Origin of the sequence: Elizabethkingia occulta, assembly GCF_002023715.1 — a bacterium.
In the GTDB taxonomy this organism is placed as follows: domain Bacteria; phylum Bacteroidota; class Bacteroidia; order Flavobacteriales; family Weeksellaceae; genus Elizabethkingia; species Elizabethkingia occulta.
In genome coordinates, this window is sequence record NZ_MAHX01000016.1 from 458,363 (window position 1) to 480,413 (window position 22,051).

The window sequence follows — 22,051 nt, forward strand, 5'->3', positions numbered from 1 at the left end:
TTTATCCATTATTTACTACATGAGCGATGCCTAGCAATGCTGCTGTTGCCGGGAATTTCCCTTCTCTGATATCAACTTTTCCCCAAGGAGTCCATGTATGGGTTTCAACTTGTTTTCTGATATAGGGAATGATGTGTGTGCTGCTTGCCATAATGCCTCCAGTGAGTACAAGTATCTCCGGGTCATAAGCATGGATGAGGTTGATGGCGGAAGCTGACCATGCTTGCAGGCTTTGTTCACGCAGATGTATGGCGGTTGCATCTCCTTCTTCAGCTAATCTGAAGATAAGTTCGTAATCAATTACCGGAAAATCTGCCAGCCTACTTTTTGTAAAGCTCTTTTCGGATTTTGCAATATTGGTAATATTCCAGGTAGAAGCTTCTGTTTCTACGCAGCCCTTATTTCCGCAATTACACAGGCTGCCTTTATAATTGATAACAAAGTGCCCACCCATTATACCTGCAGTGAAGTGTTTACCTCTTAATAATTGGCCTTCTGTTACCGCAGCACTTCCTACTCCTGTACCTAGTGTCATCAGTATAACATTGTCAGCATCCTTTGCGTTTCCATGTTTCCATTCTCCGAGAAGAGCGGAGCGAGCATCATTTTCTATAAAAAACGGAATTCCGAATGTTAGTAAGCACCATTCTTCCAGATTTATACCCGGTGCATCACCGAATTTTTTATCCACAGATAGTATCATTTTTCTATGGTTATCAACAATTCCTGGTGAAGAAATACCGAGCCCTGACACGCTTGTAATGGGAGTTTCTGCTCTTTCTAGTAGTTTATCCACAATTTCTTTTATAAGGGGTAGTCTTGGTCTAAGACCTTCTCCTGAATAAGAATCTATAGAAGCTGATGCCAGAATAGTATCTTGATGAACAATTCCAATTTTTATTTTGGTGCCACCCATGTCTATGGCAATAACTGGTTTTGACATTTTTTTAGTTTTTATTTACGGAATAACGCTGTTTTTTATCCACAAAATGGGTTGTTTTAACATGCTTATCCACAATGTTTGGTGAATAAAAAATAAGCTCTGATCTATTTATACCGAGGATTTTCTGATACTGATCCAGTTTATCCACAATTTCTCCTGTTTGAGAATTCCAAACGAGATATTTTCTACCGGATATTATGTTCAAATGCGAAATCCGGGACTATATTGTTGTTTGAAATTCTCTTTTTTATTTTGACACCTTCCTTATCTCTGAAAGTTGCTAATTCTGGTATAACACTTAGCTTCTATTCATACAGCAGAACTTTACATTTTTATCCACAAAAGGGGTTGTTTTCACATGCTTATCCACAGTGTTTGGTGAATAAATATTCTGAGATTTTCCTTCTATTGCGGAGGTTTTCATATTTCTTAACAGTTTATCCACAATTTGCTTTGTATGGAATGATCTTGTACAGAATTATAAGGTATTAAGTATGTTGGTTAGCCTTGTACTACTATATATTTGTACTGTTTCGATTCCTTTTATCCACACATTGATAGCCATGACAAGTTTTGATATTATTTCTGGCTGTATGTAATGTTTTAAAATACTATCCGGAATATTTAATTTATGGAATTGCCTTTATTTCAATTACATCCATGCTATTTAGACTAACTAAATCGTTTATGGATATTTCCTTTCCAGTTTTGTTATAAATGAGCTTAGAAGGTTTTAGTCTTTCCCATGTAAATGTGGTTGTCTGCTCTTTTTCATCAGGATTATAAAGCCTTATCATAAAGCTTTGATCGTCCTGAGGTGTTATACTTGTTACCACAATTTTATCATTTTTCATGTTGAAAAGACTTCCTTTGATAGCTGCTTTTTCGTTTACAGGAATAGCGATAAGAGGTTGTGTAAATGCAGCTGCATACTTTTCATTCTCCACAGAATTAAAAGTATCGTGAGGACGGAGTGCGTAGCGGTAATGTACAGGGCCTTCCTGATCTGCTTTGTAGTTGGTATGCCAGTAATTGTTCATCGCATAGCTAAACCAGTTAGTAGTTCCGGGAGTGCCTTTATCTTTCCATTTCTTATGACTATTATCAATAAGCATTCTTTCATCTATCATTTCTGCAGCTTCCGTTAATGGTGTTTCTATCATCATCCACTGAATTCCTTTCTGCCCGGAAGAAGCATCTACCCAGCGGCGGCTATACCAGTAATCCATATTAGATCCTGGGAGTTGATCGGTAAGGTATTTCATAATACCATAACCGGCATCAGCAGTAATATTTTTGAAACCGGAATTGAACGGAAAACCGAAATGTACGGACTCCTTAGTTCGAACTGGTTTTTTGTCTACAATATTCTCCAATAATGCCTCATCACTGTCTTTATATAGGGTGATGATTCTTTCCAGTTTGTTGGCTCCGGGAGCATCTGCTGTTAATAGGATTTTTACTGTTACAGGTCCATTCTCCAATATTTTTGTCTGCACTTCAGTGTTTGACTTAGCTTCATTGGGATCTGATCCCGGTACATACCAATAGCTGTTCAGTCCCTGATTGTTGAAACTTCCTGCATAATTAGTTGTGCCATTATCTGTAAAATTGGTAATACTTCCCGTGTTATTATCCCAGGTCAGTGTAATTTTTCCGTTTGATACACTATTGTTGGTGACTACAAAGGGTGTGGCTCCTAATGTTTTATTTTTAATAATAGTATAGACTGCTGAGCCTAACGCCGGAATATTCTTTGCCATAAATACCATTGTACCATTTTCCAGCTTTTGTAATGGCATTTTGTTGCCTGCTGCATCCTGGACACTATTGCCTTCTGCAGTTGCAGGAATAGTTACAACTCCGCTGCGTGACCAGGAAGAGGTATTGAAAACCTCAATCTTTTTAGACCCCGGATTAGTCAGAGGTTGCAACAGGTCTTTTTCCAATTGGTTGGCAATAGAATTTCCTTCAAGTGAAAATTGTCTTTTTACCTTCCATTGATCGGTTACAAATGGCAGGTCAGGAGCTGTGATACTATTGAAGGCTCCCCATGTGTGTTCATGAAAAAGAATTACATTCCGCCATGCATCATAAAAACTCTGACTGTTATACAGGCGGGGATTTAGCATAGAATAAAGAGTAGTTAGCTGCTGTAGTTTCAGGCCGCTGTTTCTGTTTATTCCTTCTTCTTTAGCTGTAGACATCGCACCATCTTCCCAGTGCGGGCTTATATCTCCTTTTACTACAGGAAGGTGGTCTCCATATTTTTTCTCAAATACCTCAAACATATTCTCATTAGTGCTCAGTACAATTTTTGGAGAAGTATATTTTTTATTCCATTCATCTACAAACTTTGATATTGAGGGATCAATAGGTCCGTTGTCCGATACAATATTGTAACGCCATTGTACAATGTCGTATGGATAATTAGTTCGGGTAAGATCATCAAGGTATTCTGCAATTTTTCTTTGACCAGTCTCGAATACCGCTCCGGGATGAATACCATGCCATGATGAATAGCCTCTTCCGGCTGTCCAGAATAATATTTTTTCTTTTCCGGATGGAGACTGCCACCATACAGGTTTGTCTCCCCAGTTTTTAACAAAATTTCCGACACGGTCACCCAGGTAAGGATTTGTTTTTCCTAAATAATTGGGACCACTGGAAAAATATTTTACTCCGGAAGTGGTTAGTGCAGGAACAAGTGACCATGCAAAACCAGGAACATCAGACATCATAGCACTGTTGATCTTAAGACCATATTCTTTCTCCAGCTTCTGCGCATATTCAGTGTAGTGGAATAGTTCTTCCGGCTGGCTAAGTCCTGTCAGTATATTACCATACATAGCAGAAAGTCCGATTCCTCCTTCTTTTACAGCTTTTACAAAAGCCTTTTTATCTTCGGGTGTAGCCTTTTGTATAAAATTCTCTACATCCCAAAGCGCTTCTACATTCCATTTAAAACGAGCTTCTTCAGGAAGATTTCGGGTTTCATCAATCATCTTCAATGCATCATAAATATTTTTAGTATGAATCTTTTCCACTTCTGCCTGTAAATGGGAATATCCTACATCAGTGTGAGAATGGTGAATGAAGTATAAAGTACGTGGAACAATAGTGCCTGCCTGTATAGTTTTGCGCAGAAGCTCTTTTTTTCCTGAGGTTACAGTTAGCTGTACATTGCCTCCGGCTTGTGGAAGTGTTACAGGAATGTCAAATGTTTTAATGCCATCTGGCATTGTAAAAGTAAAACTGTCTTTGTTGTCTATCTTTGCAGTGATCTTCTCTTCCGACCCGAAATGCAGTGTTGTAAGAGTAATCAGTCTTTTGCCATCTTTCAGTATGAAAGGAGTTGCATTGGCATCCATTTTTTCCTGAAAAGTAAATTTATAAGTCATAAACCAGTCTCTGCTGTTTTGTGCCTGCCCTACCAATTTTAATCGGAGAGGCTTACCGGGTGTTACTTTATTTACAGGAACCCTTAGATAGGCAATACCGTATGAGTCTTTCAGTCCGTCCATTTTGGTTTGATTAAAAACAAAAGCAGTACTATCGGCAGCTTTGGAAATCCATGTAGGATGCTGGTTGGCAGGGTAGGTGCTAAGGGTTAGTGCCTTTTGATCGTTTATATACAAATCAAAATTACGGATACCTCCACTACTGCCTGAAGAATGTGATACCAGCCAATTGAAATATACATATGGGCCGGAATTTTTTTGAGGGACTTTAGCTGTCTCCCATTCTATTGTCTTGACCCCATCGGTTGTTCTGGTGAGTAATGCACGGGTTGCGTGATCCGGAAATGCAGAAAAATAATCAATATTCTCACCGCTTATTTCATTTTCATATCCGTTTATAGCATTTATATTGCCAAAATACGGAACCTTTTTTTGGGCATAAATAAAATTGCCTGCCATACAGAAGGACATTAGCAAAAGAAAATACCTGTAATACATGAGCTTCATTTTTTATGGTTATATGTTAGAATGTTTGAACATATTAAAAGCAAAAAAAATAAAATCAACTTTCCGTAGACTTATTTATATCTATGGTATAGGTGAATTTGTCGGAACGGTAGTAGCCTACATTATATTCTACAGGCTTTCCGTTTATATCATAAACAAAACGTTCTCTTTTTAATAAAGGAAAAGTAGCAGGAACCTTTAACTTTTTCCCTATTACAGCACCTGCATGACAGGCACTTATGTTTTCGCGTGAGCGGTCTACTATAACTCCGAAATGATCCTGAAGCATGCTGTATAATGGCATATCGAAATCATCATTTTTATTAATTCCGATTCTTGGATGAAAATAACTTTCGAAGTAAACAATAGGATCTCCCGAGTTTTCTCCTTTTAGTTTGGAGAGTTTGAATATTTTTTTATCTGGTGTAATGCTGAAGAAATTGCAGATTTCTTCATTTGGCTGTATTTCCTCAGTCTTTAATAACTGATTGATAACATTGATTCCCTTCTCCTGCATTTCTCTCGTAAAACTATACCAATGGTCTAGTCCGGTTACCAGACTTTTCTTTTCCGCAACACGGGTTCCTACACCTTTTTTACGTATAATAAGGCCTTCGTGCTCCAGTTTGTTTGTTGCCTGGCGGATGGTGTTCCGGGATACTCCCCAAATGTTAGCTAAATCTACTTCTTTTGGTAGCAAAGCTCCTTTTTTATAAACTTCCATTTTGATTAGTTTACGAAAAAGTTCTTCTACCTGTACATGTAGAGGCAGTTTGCTGTTATGATCAATTGTAAAGTTTTTAGCTAGTATGTTCATACATATGAGAAAGTACGAAGATAGAAAATATTTTTTAAGTTATGAAAATTTTTTATAAAACTCAAATATGAATAAATGCTAAGCTAAATACAAAACCAATATTCTAGGGATATAGCTATAAAAAAAGCTCTCAACATTTGTTGAGAGCTTTGGTAGCCCGTAGGGGAATCGAACCCCTCTTACCAGAATGAAAATCTGAGGTCCTAACCGATAGACGAACGGGCCTTAAATTTTATATTAAGCTAACTTATTAACGTGCTTAGTTAGTTTACTTTTCAAGTTAGCAGCCTTATTCTTGTGAATAATGTTCTTTTTAACTAACTTGTCTAGTAAAGAGATTACTTTTGGCAATTGCTCAGTAGCAGAAGCCTTTTCAGTCTCACTTCTTAACACTTTAACTGCTGTTCTAGCTGTCTTGTGATAATATCTGTTTCTTAATCTCCTAACGTTGTTTTGTCTAATTCTTTTAAGAGCTGATTTATGATTTGCCATAACTTTTTAAAACTTTTGCAAAGATATAAAAATCTTTTTAATTACCAAAATAATTTTTACAAAAAACTTGTAGCCTATAGGGGAATCGAACCCCTGTTGCAAGAATGAAAATCTTGAGTCCTAACCACTAGACGAATAGGCCATTTGATTTTTGTGAGTGCAAATATAGAACGTTTTTTTGATACTGCAAAATAATTTTTCAATTATTCTGTAACTTTTTCAATAATTGTGTTCTTAATGCCTTTTTCTTCTAGTGTTTTTTGGAGCTTAATAGCCGCCTCTAAGGTGTTTACCTTGCCAAAAGTATAGTAGAATATACCATCTCTTTTGTCACGTTTAATGTCTTTAAGGGTCTGAAGTATATAGGAAGAACTATTGAGTTTCTCTTTAGAAACAGCAACCTCTATTGTGTAATAGCCTTTTGCAATAACTGCATTGGGTACAAAACCAATAGCAACAGCGTTTATAAAGCCAGCGTCTTTAGCTGTTTTTATATTTCCGTCTTTTACAGATGCCAGATTTGTAGTGGCGTAATAGTATTTGTAAAATACACCTTCCTTTACCGGGAGTATATAGTTAAGTCCTCTCAGGGCAGGATCATTTTCATTATACCTGTTCTGGGTTGTCATTAAGAGTATTCTGAAGTCATTCTTCAGAGGTGTCTCTACTTTTACAGGTTTAGCTTCTTCTACGCTTACAGAGCCTCTGTTTCGCTCAACGGCTTTTTTGTAATTAATAATAGCCTCATAAATAGATTCTGCTATTTCCTGCTGTCCTTTTTCAGAGATCAAATACTGTGCTTCCTCGTAATTGTTGACAAAACCTGTTTCTACGAGAATGGAAGGCATTGCATTAAGTCGTAAAACGTGCAAGTTGGCTTGCTTTACTCCACGGGAAAGCCTTTTATCTTTTTTTTCAAAATTTTCTTCCACCATACTACCGATAAGCAAGCTGCTCTCCAAATATTTGCTTTGCTGGAGTTTCAGGGCAATAAGTGATTCCGGAGAATTTGGATCGTATGAGGCAAAGTTTTGACGGTCTTCTTTGTCCAGATAGATTACCGAGTTTTCTCGCTTAGCAACCTCCAGGTTCGTGCTGTTCTGATTGGGTCCCTGTATATAAGTTTCAGTACCATATGCGGAACCGTTATTGGTTCCTGTTGCATTACAGTGGATGGAAACAAATAAGTCGGCTTTACTTCTGTTGGCTAGATTCGTTCTTTCTGTTAGTGAAGGAAGGACATCCGACGTTCTGGTAAAAATAACCTTTATGTCTTTGTTCTTCTCGAGAAGCTTACCCAATTTTAGCCCGACGGCTAATACGACATGATCCTCTCTTACTTCACCCAGATCAGAATAAGTTCTGGCGGAGCCATTCTTATTTCCGTGCCCGGGATCTATAACAAGTGTAAATTTTTTTTGAGCCGAAAGGCTGATAAAAAGGACGCCTGCAAGCAGGAATAAATATTTTTTAAGATTAAATAAGGGGTTATTCATCTTCATTTTTTAAATTTTGCTAATTTTGACCCGAATAATTATAGAATAGATTTGGGTTCAAACGGTTTCAAAAATACCTTACATATTTTAATTTTCCTAATTTTTAACAGTTTTTTAGCACAGAATACTAAGCAGGCTGTTAAGGGAAAAAAGGTTGTATCAGACACTATATCGGTGAAAACGGATAGTATAAAGTCAGATTCTCTGCTTAAAACAGAGAAGATAGCTGACGTAGTAAAAACCAAAGCAGATAACAATAAAAGTGATGTCCCTAAAAAGATGACAATCCTGAATAAAAATGCTACAGTAGTGTATCAGGATACTCAGATTGATGCTGATTATATATCTATAGACTGGGACAAAAATCAGATTTTTGCTAGAGGAAAACTTAATGATAAAGGAAAAATTGTTTCTCCGGTAATTACTACACAGGGAGGAAAAAAATATGAAACCGAAAGTCTTAACTATAACTATAAGACCAATAAAGCAATAGCTTACAACACCCGGACTGAAGAGAGTGAGGGGGCTATTGTTGCCAGTAAGACTAAGAAAGCAAATGACTCTATATATTATCTGAGGCAAGGGAAATACACAACAGATGAATATTTCCTGAAGAAGAAGGATTCAATGTCCGATTATTATTTGCTGGCGCCTAAAATAAAGATGATAAAAGGAAAGGAAAGTTCGCGGGTTATTACCGGTCCTATTCAGATGTATATTGAAAATGTACCGACACCTCTAGTGCTTCCGTTTGCAATCCTTCCGTTTTCCGAAAAGAGAAGTGCCGGAATCCTTATTCCCAGCTTTGGTGAAAGAGAAGATGTTGGTTTCTTCCTTAACGGATTAGGTTATTATCAGCCAATAGGTGAGCATTTTGATCTTAAAATTCTTAGTGATATTTATACTAAAGGAAGCTGGAACTTGCGACCGGAAATAGGCTATAAGAAAAATTACCGTTATACCGGTAACTTTATAGCGGAATTCGGATCGCGTGTTGTGGGAATTAAAGGGCTTGACGGTTATTCACAAAGTAGTACATACAGGATAGGATGGAGGCATTCTCAGGATACAAAAGCTAATCCGTATTTTAATTTTTCTGCATCAGTCGATATTGTAAGCACCAAGTTCTATAATAATACCCTTAATAATAATTATATTTTCCAGGGTAATGCACTTAATACACAACAGAGTTCTTCCATCTCCTTTACCAAAAGATTTCTAAATCTCCCGGTTACGATAAACGGAACTGCATCTTACTCTCAAAACTTTGCAACAGGTTTGGTAGATCTTCGTTTGCCGCAATTAACGGTAAATGTTAACCAGTTTTATCTGTTTAAGCCAAAAACTGGAGTCAGGACCGGTCTGTTAGAGAATATTAATGTGAATACAAATCTATCATTTACTAACTACGTAAATGCTAAACAGGATGAATTATTCACTAAGGCTATGTTTGATAAAATGCAGACAGGATTGCAGAATACGATAGGGTTAACTACCAATACACCATTATTCAAGTATTTTACGTTTTCACTTAGTGCTAATGTGAATAACGTTATGACAACTAAAACATTGGACAGAAACTATAATCCTGTTACCGATAAGATTGATAATAATTATAAAAAGAATATATCAGGATTCAGCACGTTTACGACTTCGGCAAGTTTGCAAACTGTATTGTACGGGATGCTGAAATTTAATAAGAACTCTAAAGTTCAGGCGATAAGACACATGGTTACACCAAGTATCAGCTTTAATTATGCGCCGGACTTCAGTGCTCAGTCATGGGGATATTATAATGAATACTATGACAGAACAGGTATGCTTGTACCTTATTCTATTTTTGAAGGAGGTATTTATGGTTCTCCCGGAACAGGATTAACACAGTCTATTGGCTTTAATATTAATAATAGTCTGGAGATGAAAGTTAAGTCTAAAAAAGACTCTACAGGTGTTGAAAAAGTAAAGATTTTTGAAAACCTGAATGTCTCCGGAAACTATAACTTTGCTGCTCCAAAGTATAAATGGTCAATGATTAATATCAACACGCAGTCTTCGTTCTTTAAGAATAAGCTGAATGTAAATATGTCTATGATGTTGGATCCTTATAAAACTGAATTTTTACCAGGTATAGAGCAAGGAATAAGAACTGAAAAGTTTGGGGCGTTTAGCATTGCTAATTTCAATGCGCAACTATCATTACCTTTATCTGAAGCTATTTTAGGTGAAAGAAAAGATCCTGCAAAAGAATATAAAACTAAAGGGGAAATACGTTACGAAAATTATTATTTCGACGATAATTACTATGCAAGATTCAAGCAGCCATGGACTTTAAATGTGAATGCACAATATAGCTATAATAAGGGCTTAACCCGTACCGGAACAAAAACTTTCTCAGTGGGATTGGACGGTAGTATAAAGCTTACGCCTTATTGGAATATCAATGGTAGTACTTATTATGACGTTGTTACGGGGCAGCTGGCATATACCCGTATAGGTTTCTCCAGAGATCAGCGAAGCTTTACAATTAACTTCAACTGGGTTCCTACCGGAGGGCCATATAAGGTTTATGACTTCTTTATCGGGATTAAAGCAAATATCCTGAGAGACGCAGTGAAGTATAAATCAAGGAGTTTCCCTAATACGACAAGTTCGTTCTAATTTTATATATTTGACGAAAATTAATCATGAAAGAAATTATTTCTACAGACAATGCGCCAGCGGCAATCGGACCTTATTCTCAAGCGAATATGATCAATGGTGTTTTGTATATTTCAGGACAGATTCCAATGGACCCTGCAACAGGGAAAATACTTGATGGTATCGAGAAAGAAACACATCAGGTAATGAAGAATTTGCAAGCTATTCTGGATGCTGCAGGATTAACATTCAGAGATGTTGTAAAGTCTACAATCTTTCTGAAGAATATGGATGATTTTGCTGTAATGAATGATATCTATGCATCTTACCTTGATTCTTCTTGCTATCCGGCGAGAGAAACGGTTCAGGTTTCATGTCTTCCTAAGAATGTGAATGTAGAAATTTCTATGATTGCACATAAGGGTTAGTAGAACGTGAATTTTTTAAGAAATACATTTGGTGTTATTTTGGGGCTGTTTGTTGCAGCTCTGATTATTACTCTCGGGGTTCGATTGAATCCTGCTTGGATTACCTATGAGCAATTTGCGCCTTTTAAAAGATGGGAGTATCTTCTTTACAGCGTCAGAAATAAAGATTATTTCTTCGTAGCATTGTTAGTGTCTTCGGGCATAGGAGCGATGATTGGAGGAGTGGTAACAGCACTGGTAGTAAAGTATGCAAAAGTGGCATATGCTATTCTTATTGGATTTATATTACTATTTATTGCTATGCTGGATGTTATTATATTTCCGTTTCATCCTACGTTTTATAAAATTTCCATTTTTCTTATATTTTTTCCATTTTCATGGATTGGGGGTAAGGTTGTTGAAGTTTTGACAAATAAGTGGAGTAAAATAAAAAAAAATAAAAGTTAATTCTGTTTTTATATGAAATAAATAATTTTAATATTTATTGAAAAATGAATTTTTCTGAAAAAATTAACTAAAATTAAGAGTGCATATTATTATATGTGCTTTTTTTTTATACTTTTGATAAAACGAATAATTAATAACCTGTAAATTATGATGACTCAAGTTAAGAACATTGGGAAGATTGGCGTATGCTTTTTCCTAATGTCAGGGATGGTTCATGCTCAAAAAAAGAAGGACACCCTGAGCGAAAAAAAAATTGATGAAGTTATTGTTGTTGGCTATAAAAAGCAACGAAAAGAAACTTTAACAACATCTGTATCTTCTGTTAGCGGAGACCAATTAAAAGATGTAGCTTCTCCGAACTTTCAAAATGCTTTGCAAGGAAAATTGCCGGGAGTTACCGTTGCTATAAGCAGTGGTAAACCAGGATCCAGCCCCACGATCAGAGTTAGAGGGATCACCAGTCTTAGTGGTGCAAACGATCCTTTGTATGTAGTAGATGGTGTTATTGTGCATGGTGGAGCAGATGTTCCGCCGGAGCAGATTGAAAGTATCACAGTACTAAAAGATACTGCAGCGACTTCTTTGTATGGATCGCGTGGTGCTGCTGGTGTAATTGTGATCACAACGAAAAGCGGCAAAGGAAGTTCTATAGGGATTAATATCAATAATACTTATAATTTCTTCAACAGCGGGAAATTTAAGGTAATGAATACCCAACAGCAGAAAGAACGTTTTATGGAATTTGCTAATAATGGGGCGAATTTAAGTGATATTCTTTCAAAGGTTTCAGGCGGGACTATAACAAATCTTGACCAGATCAAAGATGATTATAACTGGTATGACGCCTCTACTCAGGTTGGTGAGGTTCTGGATACTAACCTTTCTTTTAGTAAAAGCAAGGAAGGCTCTAAAACTTATCTGGTAGCAGGCTATTATAGTGAAAAAGGTACCATTAAGGGGTATAAATTTGACAGGCTTTCGGCAAGATTTAACCATGAAGCGCAGATTAATGATTGGTTTAAGGTTTCTCCAAAACTTTTCTTCAAATATGACATGGTGGATGATAGAGAATATTCATTGTTCGATAGTGCTATGAAAATGCCTTGGGACGATCCGTATTTTTCTAACGGGAAACTTAAAAATGTTATTGATAATCCGGATATCGTCTGGTTTAGCCGTGACAGGAACAATTATCTGTATGACCGGGATTTGTATTATTCTAAAAACAATACATTCCAGGGGCAGGGGAATCTGGATTTTGAAGTTAAACTAACTAAAAACTTAAGATTTGTCTCCACCAATGGATTGACGTACTACAATTATGATGACTTTTCTTATACAGACCCGGCAGCCTTTGGCGGAAGGGCTCCGGATATTAAAGGGACAACAAGTTCTTCGAATGCAATAAGATGGACGAAGTATACCAACCAGATGCTGAAGTATGACAATGAATGGGGAAATCATAGATTCAATGCGCTTGTCGCTTATGAATACCAGGATTATATGTATAAGAGTTTCTATGCAGGCACCAAAAAGATTATTCCGGGAATGGAAATTTTGGGCGGTGCTGAAGCGAATGGTATTCCAAGTGGGGCAAAAAATGAATATGGCTTCAGATCGTTTCTAAGTAATTTTGACTATTCTTATGCCGACCGCTATCTGTTACAAGGTTCTGTAAGAACAGATGAGTCCTCTAAATTTACACCGGCATATTCCAGAGGATGGTTTTGGGGAGTGAGTGCAGGGTGGAATCTGCATAATGAAAGTTTTTACGGAAATCTTAGCAATACTATAAATAAACTGAAAATCCGTGCGAGTTATGGTACACAGGGGAATACTCCTTATGAAGGGGTTCTTGGAGACGCTGCGCTGTATGGAACGTATAATATGTTAAGCAGATCCAACTATAGGGATGAAGTAGCATTAATCACTTGGACCCTTGCAAATAATACGCTTAAATGGGAAACCGTGAAACAGGGGAATATTGGGTTGGACGCCTCTTTATTTAAAAACCGTGTGAACATTACTTTTGATTGGTATAATAAAGATACACATGATCTTATTACAACCGTTCCGTTATCTTATCTGACGGGTTTTGATACGAAGTTGTCGAATATTGGGATGCTGAGAAACAGAGGTTTTGAAATTGCAGTAGATGCAGATATTGTCAGGAATCAGGACTGGACATGGAATATTGCGGCAAACTTTTCTATGAACAGAGCAAAATTTATCAGCCTTTATCTGAACAATCAAATTACGGGAAATTACATTAGAACTGAAGGTGAACGCTATTTAACTTACAGATTAAAAGAGTGGGCAGGTGTAGATGCGGCTACGGGAAATCCTTTATGGTATAAAGTGAATGCAGATGGAAGCAAAGAAACTGTGACAGACTGGAATAAGGCAACCTATCAGGTTTTGGATAAGACCAGATTGCCTGACTTTAACGCAGGTGTAACAACTTCCTTATCTTATAAAGGCTTTACTTTATCTGCGAATGTGTATTTCAGTGTGGGTGGATATGTATATAACAGCGAACGTAGTTTGATGGATTCTGATGGTATTTATCCTTTCTATAACCAGATGGTGTTTAATGGTGACTGGATAAGATGGAAAAAAGGTGATCCGGATGGAACCAATAATAGAGCTACACATCCGAGCCTTATCTATAATGATGGAAGAAGATCTAATCAGCCTTCTACCCGTTATCTTGAAGATGGTACATTTATTAAGATTAGAAATATTTCTTTGACGTATAACATTCCTAAAAACTTTTTACCGGGAAATATGTTTAAAAGTGCAAAGGTGACAATGAGCCTGGATAACTTTTTCAGATTTACCAAGTTCTCCGGAATGGATCCCGAAGCAGGGATGACTGAAGATTCTTATTATAAATATCCGGTGCCTAAGAGTTTTTCAATGGGTATGAATCTTTCCTTCTAATCTAATAAATTAAAAATCATGAAAAAATATATTTTAAGTATATCAATTTTAACATCAGCCCTTGCTGTTAATAGCTGTAATATAGAAAGAGAACCCTATGTACCGGTTACAAATGAGGTGGTAAAAACAAAGGAAGGACTTCAGTATTTATTAAATGGTGCTTACCGACAGTTAAGTGGTGCTGATAACGGAGTGGTAGTAAATATGTTCCGAAACGGTATCTTCGGAGGCGACGAAATTAATCTGAGTGGTACGACAACAGACTCTATGATGTCTTTTTATGATCTGGTAAGGAATCCCAACAGTGACAGAATTAATCAGATATGGATACAGTCTTATAAAACTATTTTTATTATTAATAGTATCATCACAAATATCACAGCTGGCGGAGATAAAGATTCAAATCATATGTTGGGCGAAGCTCATTATTTAAGAGCATTAACCAATTTCTTTCTGCTGGAAACTTTCTGTAAAGAATATACATTTGGCCCTGATAATATGGGGATTCCATTGAAAAAAACAACGGAAGAAGCAGATATCCCTCCCCGCTCAACTGTTGGGGAAAGCTATAATTTTGTACTGGAAGATTTGCTGAAAGCAGAACGGTTAATGGAAGGTGATACGGTAAACAAAATAAAAGCTTCCCAAGGAGCGGTACAGGCACTGCTGGCTCGTGTATATTTATATATGGGAAACAATACAAAAGCTCTGGAATATGCTAATAAGGTAATTAATAGCGGGAAGTATACATTGTTGTCAAAACAGGATTTACCTAAATATCCTCAGTTTGTTCCTGAAAGTAATAGTGAGACGATTTTTGCGTTCCGTTTTGATGAAACCAATTACTCTGCATGGTATGGCTTAAGTTCAATGTTTGCTACAATTGATGGTGTTGGCTGGGGCGAAATGTATGTTTCGGATAAATATATTCAGCATATTCAGAAGTTCCCTCAGGATGTAAGAAATCAATTCATTGTACCAAATTACAAACTGGATAAAAACGGAAATAAAACACCAACGGTGTATTGGACGGAGTTTAATAATACCAATAAGTATTATGAATATAAGATTTATCCGGCGAATGTAGATGCAAATGGTAAACATATTTCTTTTGTTAAAGATGGTGTGACTTATCCTATCCTTACAGATACCTTTAATTACGGAGGACCAACCTATACAAAAGACTATGCTATAATTAATGGCAGCAAACAATACCTGACCAAAGAATATGCAATGAACGACAGGAATGGCTATCCTAAATACTTTATGTATAAATGTTCTTTCCAGCAGCAAAAAGATCACTTGTATTCACCTATTATTTCCAGACTGGCAGAAATGTATCTGATCAGAGCAGAGGTAAATGCAAAACAGGGAAATATAGCAGGAACTCTGGAAGATATTAACCTGATTAGAAGGAGAGCAGGAGCACCTGAGTTTGCAAGTTTACCAGCAGATAAAACGGCACTGGATATGGTTCTGGAAGAAAGATGGTTAGAGTTTGCTTACGAAGGGCAGCGTAAATTTGATTTGGTTAGGAATAAAATGCCTATTGACAGACGGTTCCCTGGGGTGCATTTAAGCCAGACGAAGACGAAACAAATTGTACAGCCAGATGATAATGATTTGGTCTTCTATATACCTGAAGCGGAAATGAACAGAAATCCTGGAATGAAACAGAATCCTTAATAAAAAAACAGAGACCTAAGTCTCTGTTTTTTTTGTTGTATGTGATTTTTAATTACTTGTAAAGCAATATTTTAACACATATTAAGAGAGCCTCTTGCCTATATAGGCATTTTTTGTACTTTTGAAACTGTTAAAAAAAAGTAATAATCTATGAAGACTCAAATTAAAAATTTTGGGAAGGTAGGGGTGTGCTTTTTTCTGATGTCCGGCATGATACACGCTCAGACATCGAAAAAAAATGATACTCTTAGAGAAAGAGAAATTGAAGATGTTGTAATTGTAGGCTATAAGGCTCAAAAGAAGTCTAGTCTTACAGCAGCTGTTTCTATTATCTCTGACAAGAAACTGAAAGATGCTAACACTTCTGATGTGTCTAGCTTACTACAAGGAAAAGCGGCGGGTGTACAGGTAATGCAAGGTGGAGGAGCCCCAGGATCTTCTGCAACAGTACAGGTAAGAGGAACTTCCACTATCAACGGGCCTAGCCAGGCATTATGGGTTGTGGATGGTGTTATGATGAATGATGTACCTAATCTTGATCCTAACCAGATTGAAAGTATTAATATTCTAAAAGATGCAACTTCTACAGCATTATATGGTTCCAGAGGAGCAAATGGTGTTGTTCAGGTTTTCACAAAATCCGGTTCTGGAAAAGGAACAATGACTGTTTCTGTAAACAATGCATTTAATACATTTACCAATGGCCGTTTTAAACTAATGAACGGGACACAGTTATACGATAACTTTGTTGCACTAAAGAATGCACCAGCTATTCCGAAAGAACTTAGAAATAATGGATATGATTGGTTGAAGAACGGGACTCAAACAGGTGTTGTTCAAAACTATACTATAGATTTTAGAGGAAGTTCACAAAACTCTAAAACCTACATCTCAGGAAACTACTATGATGAAAGTGGAACAGTTAAGGGCTATGATTTTAACAGATTATCTTTTAGAATTAATCATGACCAAACTGTAAAGCCATGGTTGACATTAAAGCCTAAGTTAAGTGTTGCCTACACTCAGGGAAAAGACAGACAGGGATCTTTATATGAAATGTATCTTAATATGCCTTGGGATAGTCCATATGATGCAAATGGAAATCTGATAAATCCATATAACTATAATGGAACATGGTATGGAAGAGATCAGGCAAACTATCTTCATGATTTGCAATGGAACTATGGGAAGAGTAATCAGTTAGATTTAATTGGAAACTTTGATGCAGAGATTAAGTTTACGGATTATTTAAAGTTTGTATCTACCAATAGTGTTACATATAAAAACTATGATGATATGTCTTATGTAGACATGAGATCTATTAGTGGAGAAAGTAATAAAGGATCATTGACAGAGTCTTATGTTAAAGACATTGGCAAGTTCTTTAATCAGATGATAAGATTTGACAAGGATTTTGGTAAAAGTAATGTTAATGCTTTAGCAGCTTATGAATATAGTGACAGATATTACAAATATTCCAGAGCGCAAGTATTTGGAGTAGTGCCAGGAACTGATATTTTTGATACAGGAGCTTCTACAGGAGCAAAGCCAAGTGGTGCTAAATATGACAGAGCGTATAATGCATTTTTATTCAATGCTGAATATGTATATGATAAAAAATATTTTGTTCAGGGGTCTTTAAGAAATGAATCTTCTTCTGCATTTGGTGCCGGAAATAGAAATGGAATGTTCTATTCTTATAGTTTGGGATGGAATATCCATAAAGAAAAATTCTTTAATGTTAAGCAGATTAATGAATGGAAATTAAGAGCAAGTAGAGGTCTTGTTGGAAATACGCCTAGTCCAAACTATGGATGGCAGGATTTGTATGCCCTAACTCAGAAATATAATGGAGAGATTGGTGCTACCTGGAGTCAACTAGGAAATCCTGCTTTAACATGGGAATCTATCTATCAGAATAATATAGGTACAGACCTAAGAATGTTTAATAATCGTTTGACTCTTAATGTTGATTATTTTAATAATAAGACGAAAAACTTATTGATGCGTGTTACGTTACCATCTTTAACAGGTGTTGATAGACAATATCTGAATGTTGGAGATGTAAGAAACAAAGGATGGGAATTTAACTTTAACTACGCAATTATTAAGAAACAAGATCTTTCTTGGGATTTAGGATTTAATATCAGTACTTATCAGAACCGGGTTCTTTCCACCAGAAATAATGCTACTCAAATCTTAGACAACTATCATGTAGCTATGACTGGGTATGATGTTAACTCTTTCTATATGAGAAAATGGATGGGGGTTAATTCTGATAATGGAAAAGGACAGTGGGAAGTAGTTAATGCGGATGGAAGCAGAAGTTTGACAACGAACTATAATGCAGCAACTGTTCAGGTTGTAGGAGCTTCTACTCCAGATTACTATGGATCAGTAAGTACTAACTTAACAATCAAGAATTTCTATTTGAATGCAAACTTCTATTTCTCTCAAGGAGGACAAATTTATAATTCTACTAGGGAGTTATTTGATTCTGATGGCGCTTATCCTTATTATAACCAAATGGTATTAAAAGATAGTTGGAGCAGATGGCAAAAACCTGGTGATGTTGCAACACATCCTGAAGCTATCTATAACAACAATACTTTAGTGAATAAGCCTTCTTCAAGATACTTAGAGGATGCAAGTTATGTGAAACTTAGGTCATTGAGAATAGGATATAACTTCCCAGCATCTTTAGCAGAGAAAATATGGGTAAAGAATGCTAGTATTTATATTATGGGTGAAAACTTATTAACTATTACAAAATTCTCAGGTGTAGATCCTGAAGTTGGGGCATACGGATCAAGAGATTTAACTCTTGATACTTCTACTGGTGGAAATTATTCCGGAAATGCTAATGTTATTTATCCGGTTCCAAGACGTATTTCTTTAGGGTTTAATTTCTCATTTTAAAAAGTAAAAAATTATGAAAAAGATATTCTTATCATTTGTAACATTAACAGTATTAGTAGGGTGTAATATAGACAGAACACCTTATAACTCTAAAGAATCCGATGTTGTATTAGGAGATGCTACTGGTTTAAGATCTATAACATTGGGTAATTATGCTCTTCTAAAGGGAGATGCCAGTGGTGGCGGATTTTTTAATAACCTATATAGAGTAGGAGAATATGGTGGTGATAATATTGATATAAGCGGAACGACTACCGATCAGTTTTTTTATTATTATAACTACAGAAGTATTAAAAATAATGGCAGATCCAATATTATTTGGAATAATGGTTATAAGGCAATTGTGGGTGCAAACAGAGCTATAATCAAATTTGCCGAAGGAAAAGATACTGAAACAGATCAACTTTTAGGTGAAAACTATTTCCTTAGAGCATATGTGTACTTTTCTTTAGTTAATGTTTTTGGAAAACCATATAATCAGGGAACAAGTAATTTAGGCGTTCCGTTGAAGCTTTCAGATGATGTTAACGATTTGCCAGCAAGGGCTACAGTAGGAGCCGTATATGACCAGGTTGTAAAAGATCTTCAAAAAGCGGAGCAGTTAATGACTGTAGATAAAGGAAATGTATATGCATCTAAGGAAGCTGCGCAAGCTTTACTATCCAGAGTATATCTCTATATGGAGAATAATGATAAGACAATAGAGTATGCTGATAAGGTAATTAATTCAGGTAAATATTCTCTTTTATCGACGACAGAATTACCATTATATTCTACAAAAACACCGGAGAATAATCAAGAAACAATTTTTGCTTTCAAATATAATAAAGATGGTGATTATACAGATGGTTGGTATACAATAGGTTCTATGTATGCCAATATTCAGAATGTTGGCTGGGGTGAAATGTATGCTTCTGCATCATATCTGGATCTGATTAACCAAAATCCGAAAGATGCCAGATTAAAATTTATATCTCCTAAATATGCAGATCCTAAAACCCAAGCAGTATATTGGGTGCAAAAAGGAAACAATGCTTCAGGAGCGATAACTTATAATTATAAGTTCCAGAAAACTTTCCAAAAGAATAATGCTACTTATTTTACTATGGATGGTGTAGATTATCAGGTTCAGACGGAAGTAGCTCCGAATAAAACCAATTATTATTTTGTGAATTCCGGAGGTTCAAAAACATATGTTACTTTAGATTATGACATGGATAAAAGAAATGGTTATCCAAAATTCTATATCCTGAAATGTTCATTACAGGAAGGTGTTCCACAACTTTGGTCTCCCGTTGTTGTAAGGTTAGCTGAGATTTATCTAAACCGAGCTGAAGCTTATGCTAAGAAAGGAAATGTAGGTTCTGCATTAGTAGATGTAAATATCATAAGAACACGTGCTGGAATTCCTGTTTATACCTCTGTAGCTCCTGGAATGACAATATTGGATATTGTATTACAAGAGAGGAGACTTGAATTGGCTTTTGAAGCACAAAGAAAATATGATGTATTTAGAAATAAACTAAATATGAACAGAGAATATCCAGGTACACACTTAAATGGAGATAACCCATTCTATACAGTACCTTATACTAATAATAGAATAATAGAGTATATTCCTGAGCAGCAAATTCAGATTCAACCAAATCTGATTCAAAATCCAGATTAATAAACAAAACCCCGGAAGCAATGCTTCCGGGGTTTTTTATGTGTCAATTATTCTATTAATCCTTATTTTAGATTAAGGCATCTTGAAACCTCTGCTGGTCATTCTTCCATTATCATCAAGATATTTTACATTCACCTGACCTTTATAGTTATTCAGGATTTTCTCAACGTCTTTTTTAGAATTTACAGGTTTACCATTGATCTCAGTTATAATGTTTCTTTCACCAATACCAATTGAAGCTAACAAGCCACTGTCAGTAACATTCACAACGCCTACACCACTGTCTAGTCCAAAGTATACTTTATCGCGCTCAGTTAAAGGTTGGAAATCTGCTCCAAGCTTTTCCGCAACAGGTAAATCGGCTTTACTACGGAATTTAGTATTTCCGTCCTGGTCTTTTAAAGTTACAGATGTAGTATTTTCTTTACCATTTCTTTGGTAGCTTACTTTTACAACATCCCCAGGTCTTTTACTGCCGATGGCAAGAGAAAGATCAGCAAAATTTGTAATGTTTTGTCCATCAATTTTAGTGATAATGTCACCTTTTTTAATACCAGCATCTAATGCACCGCTATTATCGGCAACATTAATAACATACATACCAATTCCCGGCTTTATGTTGGTTTTGTATTGTTGGTTATATTGTCTGATAAGCATTTCGTCAGAAAGATCCAGATTGCTTACACCCAGGAAGCCTCTCTGTACAATACCAAACTTCTTAATATCTTCTACAACTTTTCTGGCAAGATTGGAAGGTACTGCAAATCCATAACCTTCATAGTAACCGGATGAAGATGAAATTGCAGAGTTAATACCAATTAAGTCTCCGTTGATATTGATTAATGCACCACCACTATTTCCTCTGTTAATTACAGCATCAGTCTGGATGAATGATTCTATCGGAGTTTTACTTTGCTGGCTTAGTAAGTCTATGCTTCTCCCTTTTGCAGAAATAATCCCGGCTGTAACAGTAGAGTTAAGACCTAATGGGTTACCAATAGCTAATACCCATTGGCCAACTTCTGCTAAATCCGAATTAGCAAAATTTAGATAAGGAAGACCTTTATCTTCAATTTTCAAAAGTGCGATATCTGTACTTGGATCAGTTCCTATCAGGTTTGCGGTATAGCTTTTCTTATTGCTTAGTACAACCTCCAGTTTGTTGGCATTGGCTACCACGTGATTGTTAGTAATAATATAGCCATCCGGTGAAATAATTACTCCCGAACCAAGACCTGAAGGCATATCCTTTGGTGGTTGCTGTTGCTGAGGTTGCTGTTGTTTTCTTCCTCCGAACGGATCACCAAAGAAGAAGTCGAACAGATCCTGATCCATTCCACGGTTTCTTCCCGCATTGCTTTGATAGTTCTTAATTGTGACAACTGCAGGAACTGCAGTTTTGGATGCTTTTACAAAGTCATCCCCCAATGCCACAGCGTTCAGGCTGGCAAATTGCCCATCTTTTCTTGAAGAATGGAAATAGTTGAAATCTCCATTTGTATCATGGTTACTGTCAAAGTAGTGAAGGGTACCTACAGTAGTAGCTGCAGAAAGGACTCCTACTACAGCCAACGGCATAATTTTTTTGAAATCCATTTTATTATAG

General features: G+C 36.3%; 14 protein-coding genes and 2 tRNA genes. 7 read left to right on the top strand and 9 right to left on the bottom strand.

Annotated features, from left to right (window positions below):
• Position 1: 1 nt before the first annotated feature.
• The 8 genes from BAZ10_RS12700 to BAZ10_RS12730 form a co-directional block, all read right to left on the bottom strand.
• A complete protein-coding gene (locus BAZ10_RS12700) occupies positions 2–943 on the bottom strand; it encodes an ROK family protein (protein WP_078772361.1) in 942 nt (313 codons plus the stop codon).
• Between the two features lie 298 nt (positions 944–1,241).
• Positions 1,242–1,367 (bottom strand): hypothetical protein, encoded by a 126-nt coding sequence (locus tag BAZ10_RS19370; protein WP_260262381.1) that lies wholly within the window; start codon positions 1,365–1,367, stop codon positions 1,242–1,244.
• 205 nt (positions 1,368–1,572) lie between these two features.
• Positions 1,573–4,863, bottom strand: coding sequence for a glycoside hydrolase family 38 C-terminal domain-containing protein (locus BAZ10_RS12705; RefSeq protein ID WP_078772363.1), 3,291 nt, complete (start codon positions 4,861–4,863; stop codon positions 1,573–1,575).
• Positions 4,864–4,966: 103 nt separating this feature from the next.
• Positions 4,967–5,728, bottom strand: coding sequence for a GntR family transcriptional regulator (locus tag BAZ10_RS12710; RefSeq protein ID WP_078772364.1), 762 nt, complete (start codon positions 5,726–5,728; stop codon positions 4,967–4,969).
• A 150-nt stretch (positions 5,729–5,878) separates the two neighbouring features.
• Positions 5,879–5,953: transfer RNA gene (locus tag BAZ10_RS12715), tRNA-Glu, on the bottom strand.
• A 12-nt stretch (positions 5,954–5,965) separates the two neighbouring features.
• Positions 5,966–6,220: a 30S ribosomal protein S20 gene (gene rpsT / locus BAZ10_RS12720; RefSeq protein ID WP_021348600.1), complete on the bottom strand. Its 255-nt coding sequence runs from the start codon at positions 6,218–6,220 to the stop codon at positions 5,966–5,968.
• A 70-nt stretch (positions 6,221–6,290) separates the two neighbouring features.
• Positions 6,291–6,362, bottom strand: a tRNA-Glu gene (locus tag BAZ10_RS12725).
• Positions 6,363–6,423: 61 nt separating this feature from the next.
• A complete protein-coding gene (locus BAZ10_RS12730; RefSeq protein WP_078772365.1) occupies positions 6,424–7,722 on the bottom strand; it encodes an N-acetylmuramoyl-L-alanine amidase family protein in 1,299 nt (432 codons plus the stop codon).
• A 45-nt stretch (positions 7,723–7,767) separates the two neighbouring features.
• Here BAZ10_RS12730 and BAZ10_RS12735 point away from each other — a divergent pair, with 45 nt between their 5' ends.
• From BAZ10_RS12735 to BAZ10_RS12765, 7 genes are all read left to right on the top strand, one after another.
• Positions 7,768–10,374, top strand: coding sequence for a putative LPS assembly protein LptD (locus BAZ10_RS12735; protein WP_078772366.1), 2,607 nt, complete (start codon positions 7,768–7,770; stop codon positions 10,372–10,374).
• A gap of 26 nt (positions 10,375–10,400) precedes the next feature.
• Positions 10,401–10,781, top strand: coding sequence for a RidA family protein (locus tag BAZ10_RS12740; RefSeq protein WP_009087415.1), 381 nt, complete (start codon positions 10,401–10,403; stop codon positions 10,779–10,781).
• Positions 10,782–10,787: 6 nt separating this feature from the next.
• The gene (locus BAZ10_RS12745) at positions 10,788–11,228 is read left to right on the top strand and encodes a hypothetical protein (protein ID WP_024567397.1); all 441 of its coding nucleotides are present in this window, start codon (positions 10,788–10,790) and stop codon (positions 11,226–11,228) included.
• A 147-nt stretch (positions 11,229–11,375) separates the two neighbouring features.
• Entirely contained in the window at positions 11,376–14,171 is a 2,796-nt protein-coding gene (locus BAZ10_RS12750) for a SusC/RagA family TonB-linked outer membrane protein (protein WP_165689658.1), read from the top strand.
• A gap of 18 nt (positions 14,172–14,189) precedes the next feature.
• The gene (locus BAZ10_RS12755; protein WP_078772368.1) at positions 14,190–15,857 is read left to right on the top strand and encodes a RagB/SusD family nutrient uptake outer membrane protein; all 1,668 of its coding nucleotides are present in this window, start codon (positions 14,190–14,192) and stop codon (positions 15,855–15,857) included.
• 150 nt (positions 15,858–16,007) lie between these two features.
• On the top strand, positions 16,008–18,776 hold the full coding sequence (locus tag BAZ10_RS12760; protein WP_078772369.1) for a SusC/RagA family TonB-linked outer membrane protein: 2,769 nt from the start codon (positions 16,008–16,010) through the stop codon (positions 18,774–18,776).
• 13 nt (positions 18,777–18,789) lie between these two features.
• On the top strand, positions 18,790–20,445 hold the full coding sequence (locus BAZ10_RS12765) for a RagB/SusD family nutrient uptake outer membrane protein (protein WP_078772371.1): 1,656 nt from the start codon (positions 18,790–18,792) through the stop codon (positions 20,443–20,445).
• Positions 20,446–20,517: 72 nt separating this feature from the next.
• Here the strand turns inward: BAZ10_RS12765 and BAZ10_RS12770 are convergent, their stop codons facing one another.
• Complete coding sequence (locus tag BAZ10_RS12770) at positions 20,518–22,041, bottom strand: trypsin-like peptidase domain-containing protein (protein ID WP_078772372.1); 1,524 nt, start codon at positions 22,039–22,041, stop codon at positions 20,518–20,520.
• Between the last annotated feature and the right edge of the window lie 10 nt (positions 22,042–22,051).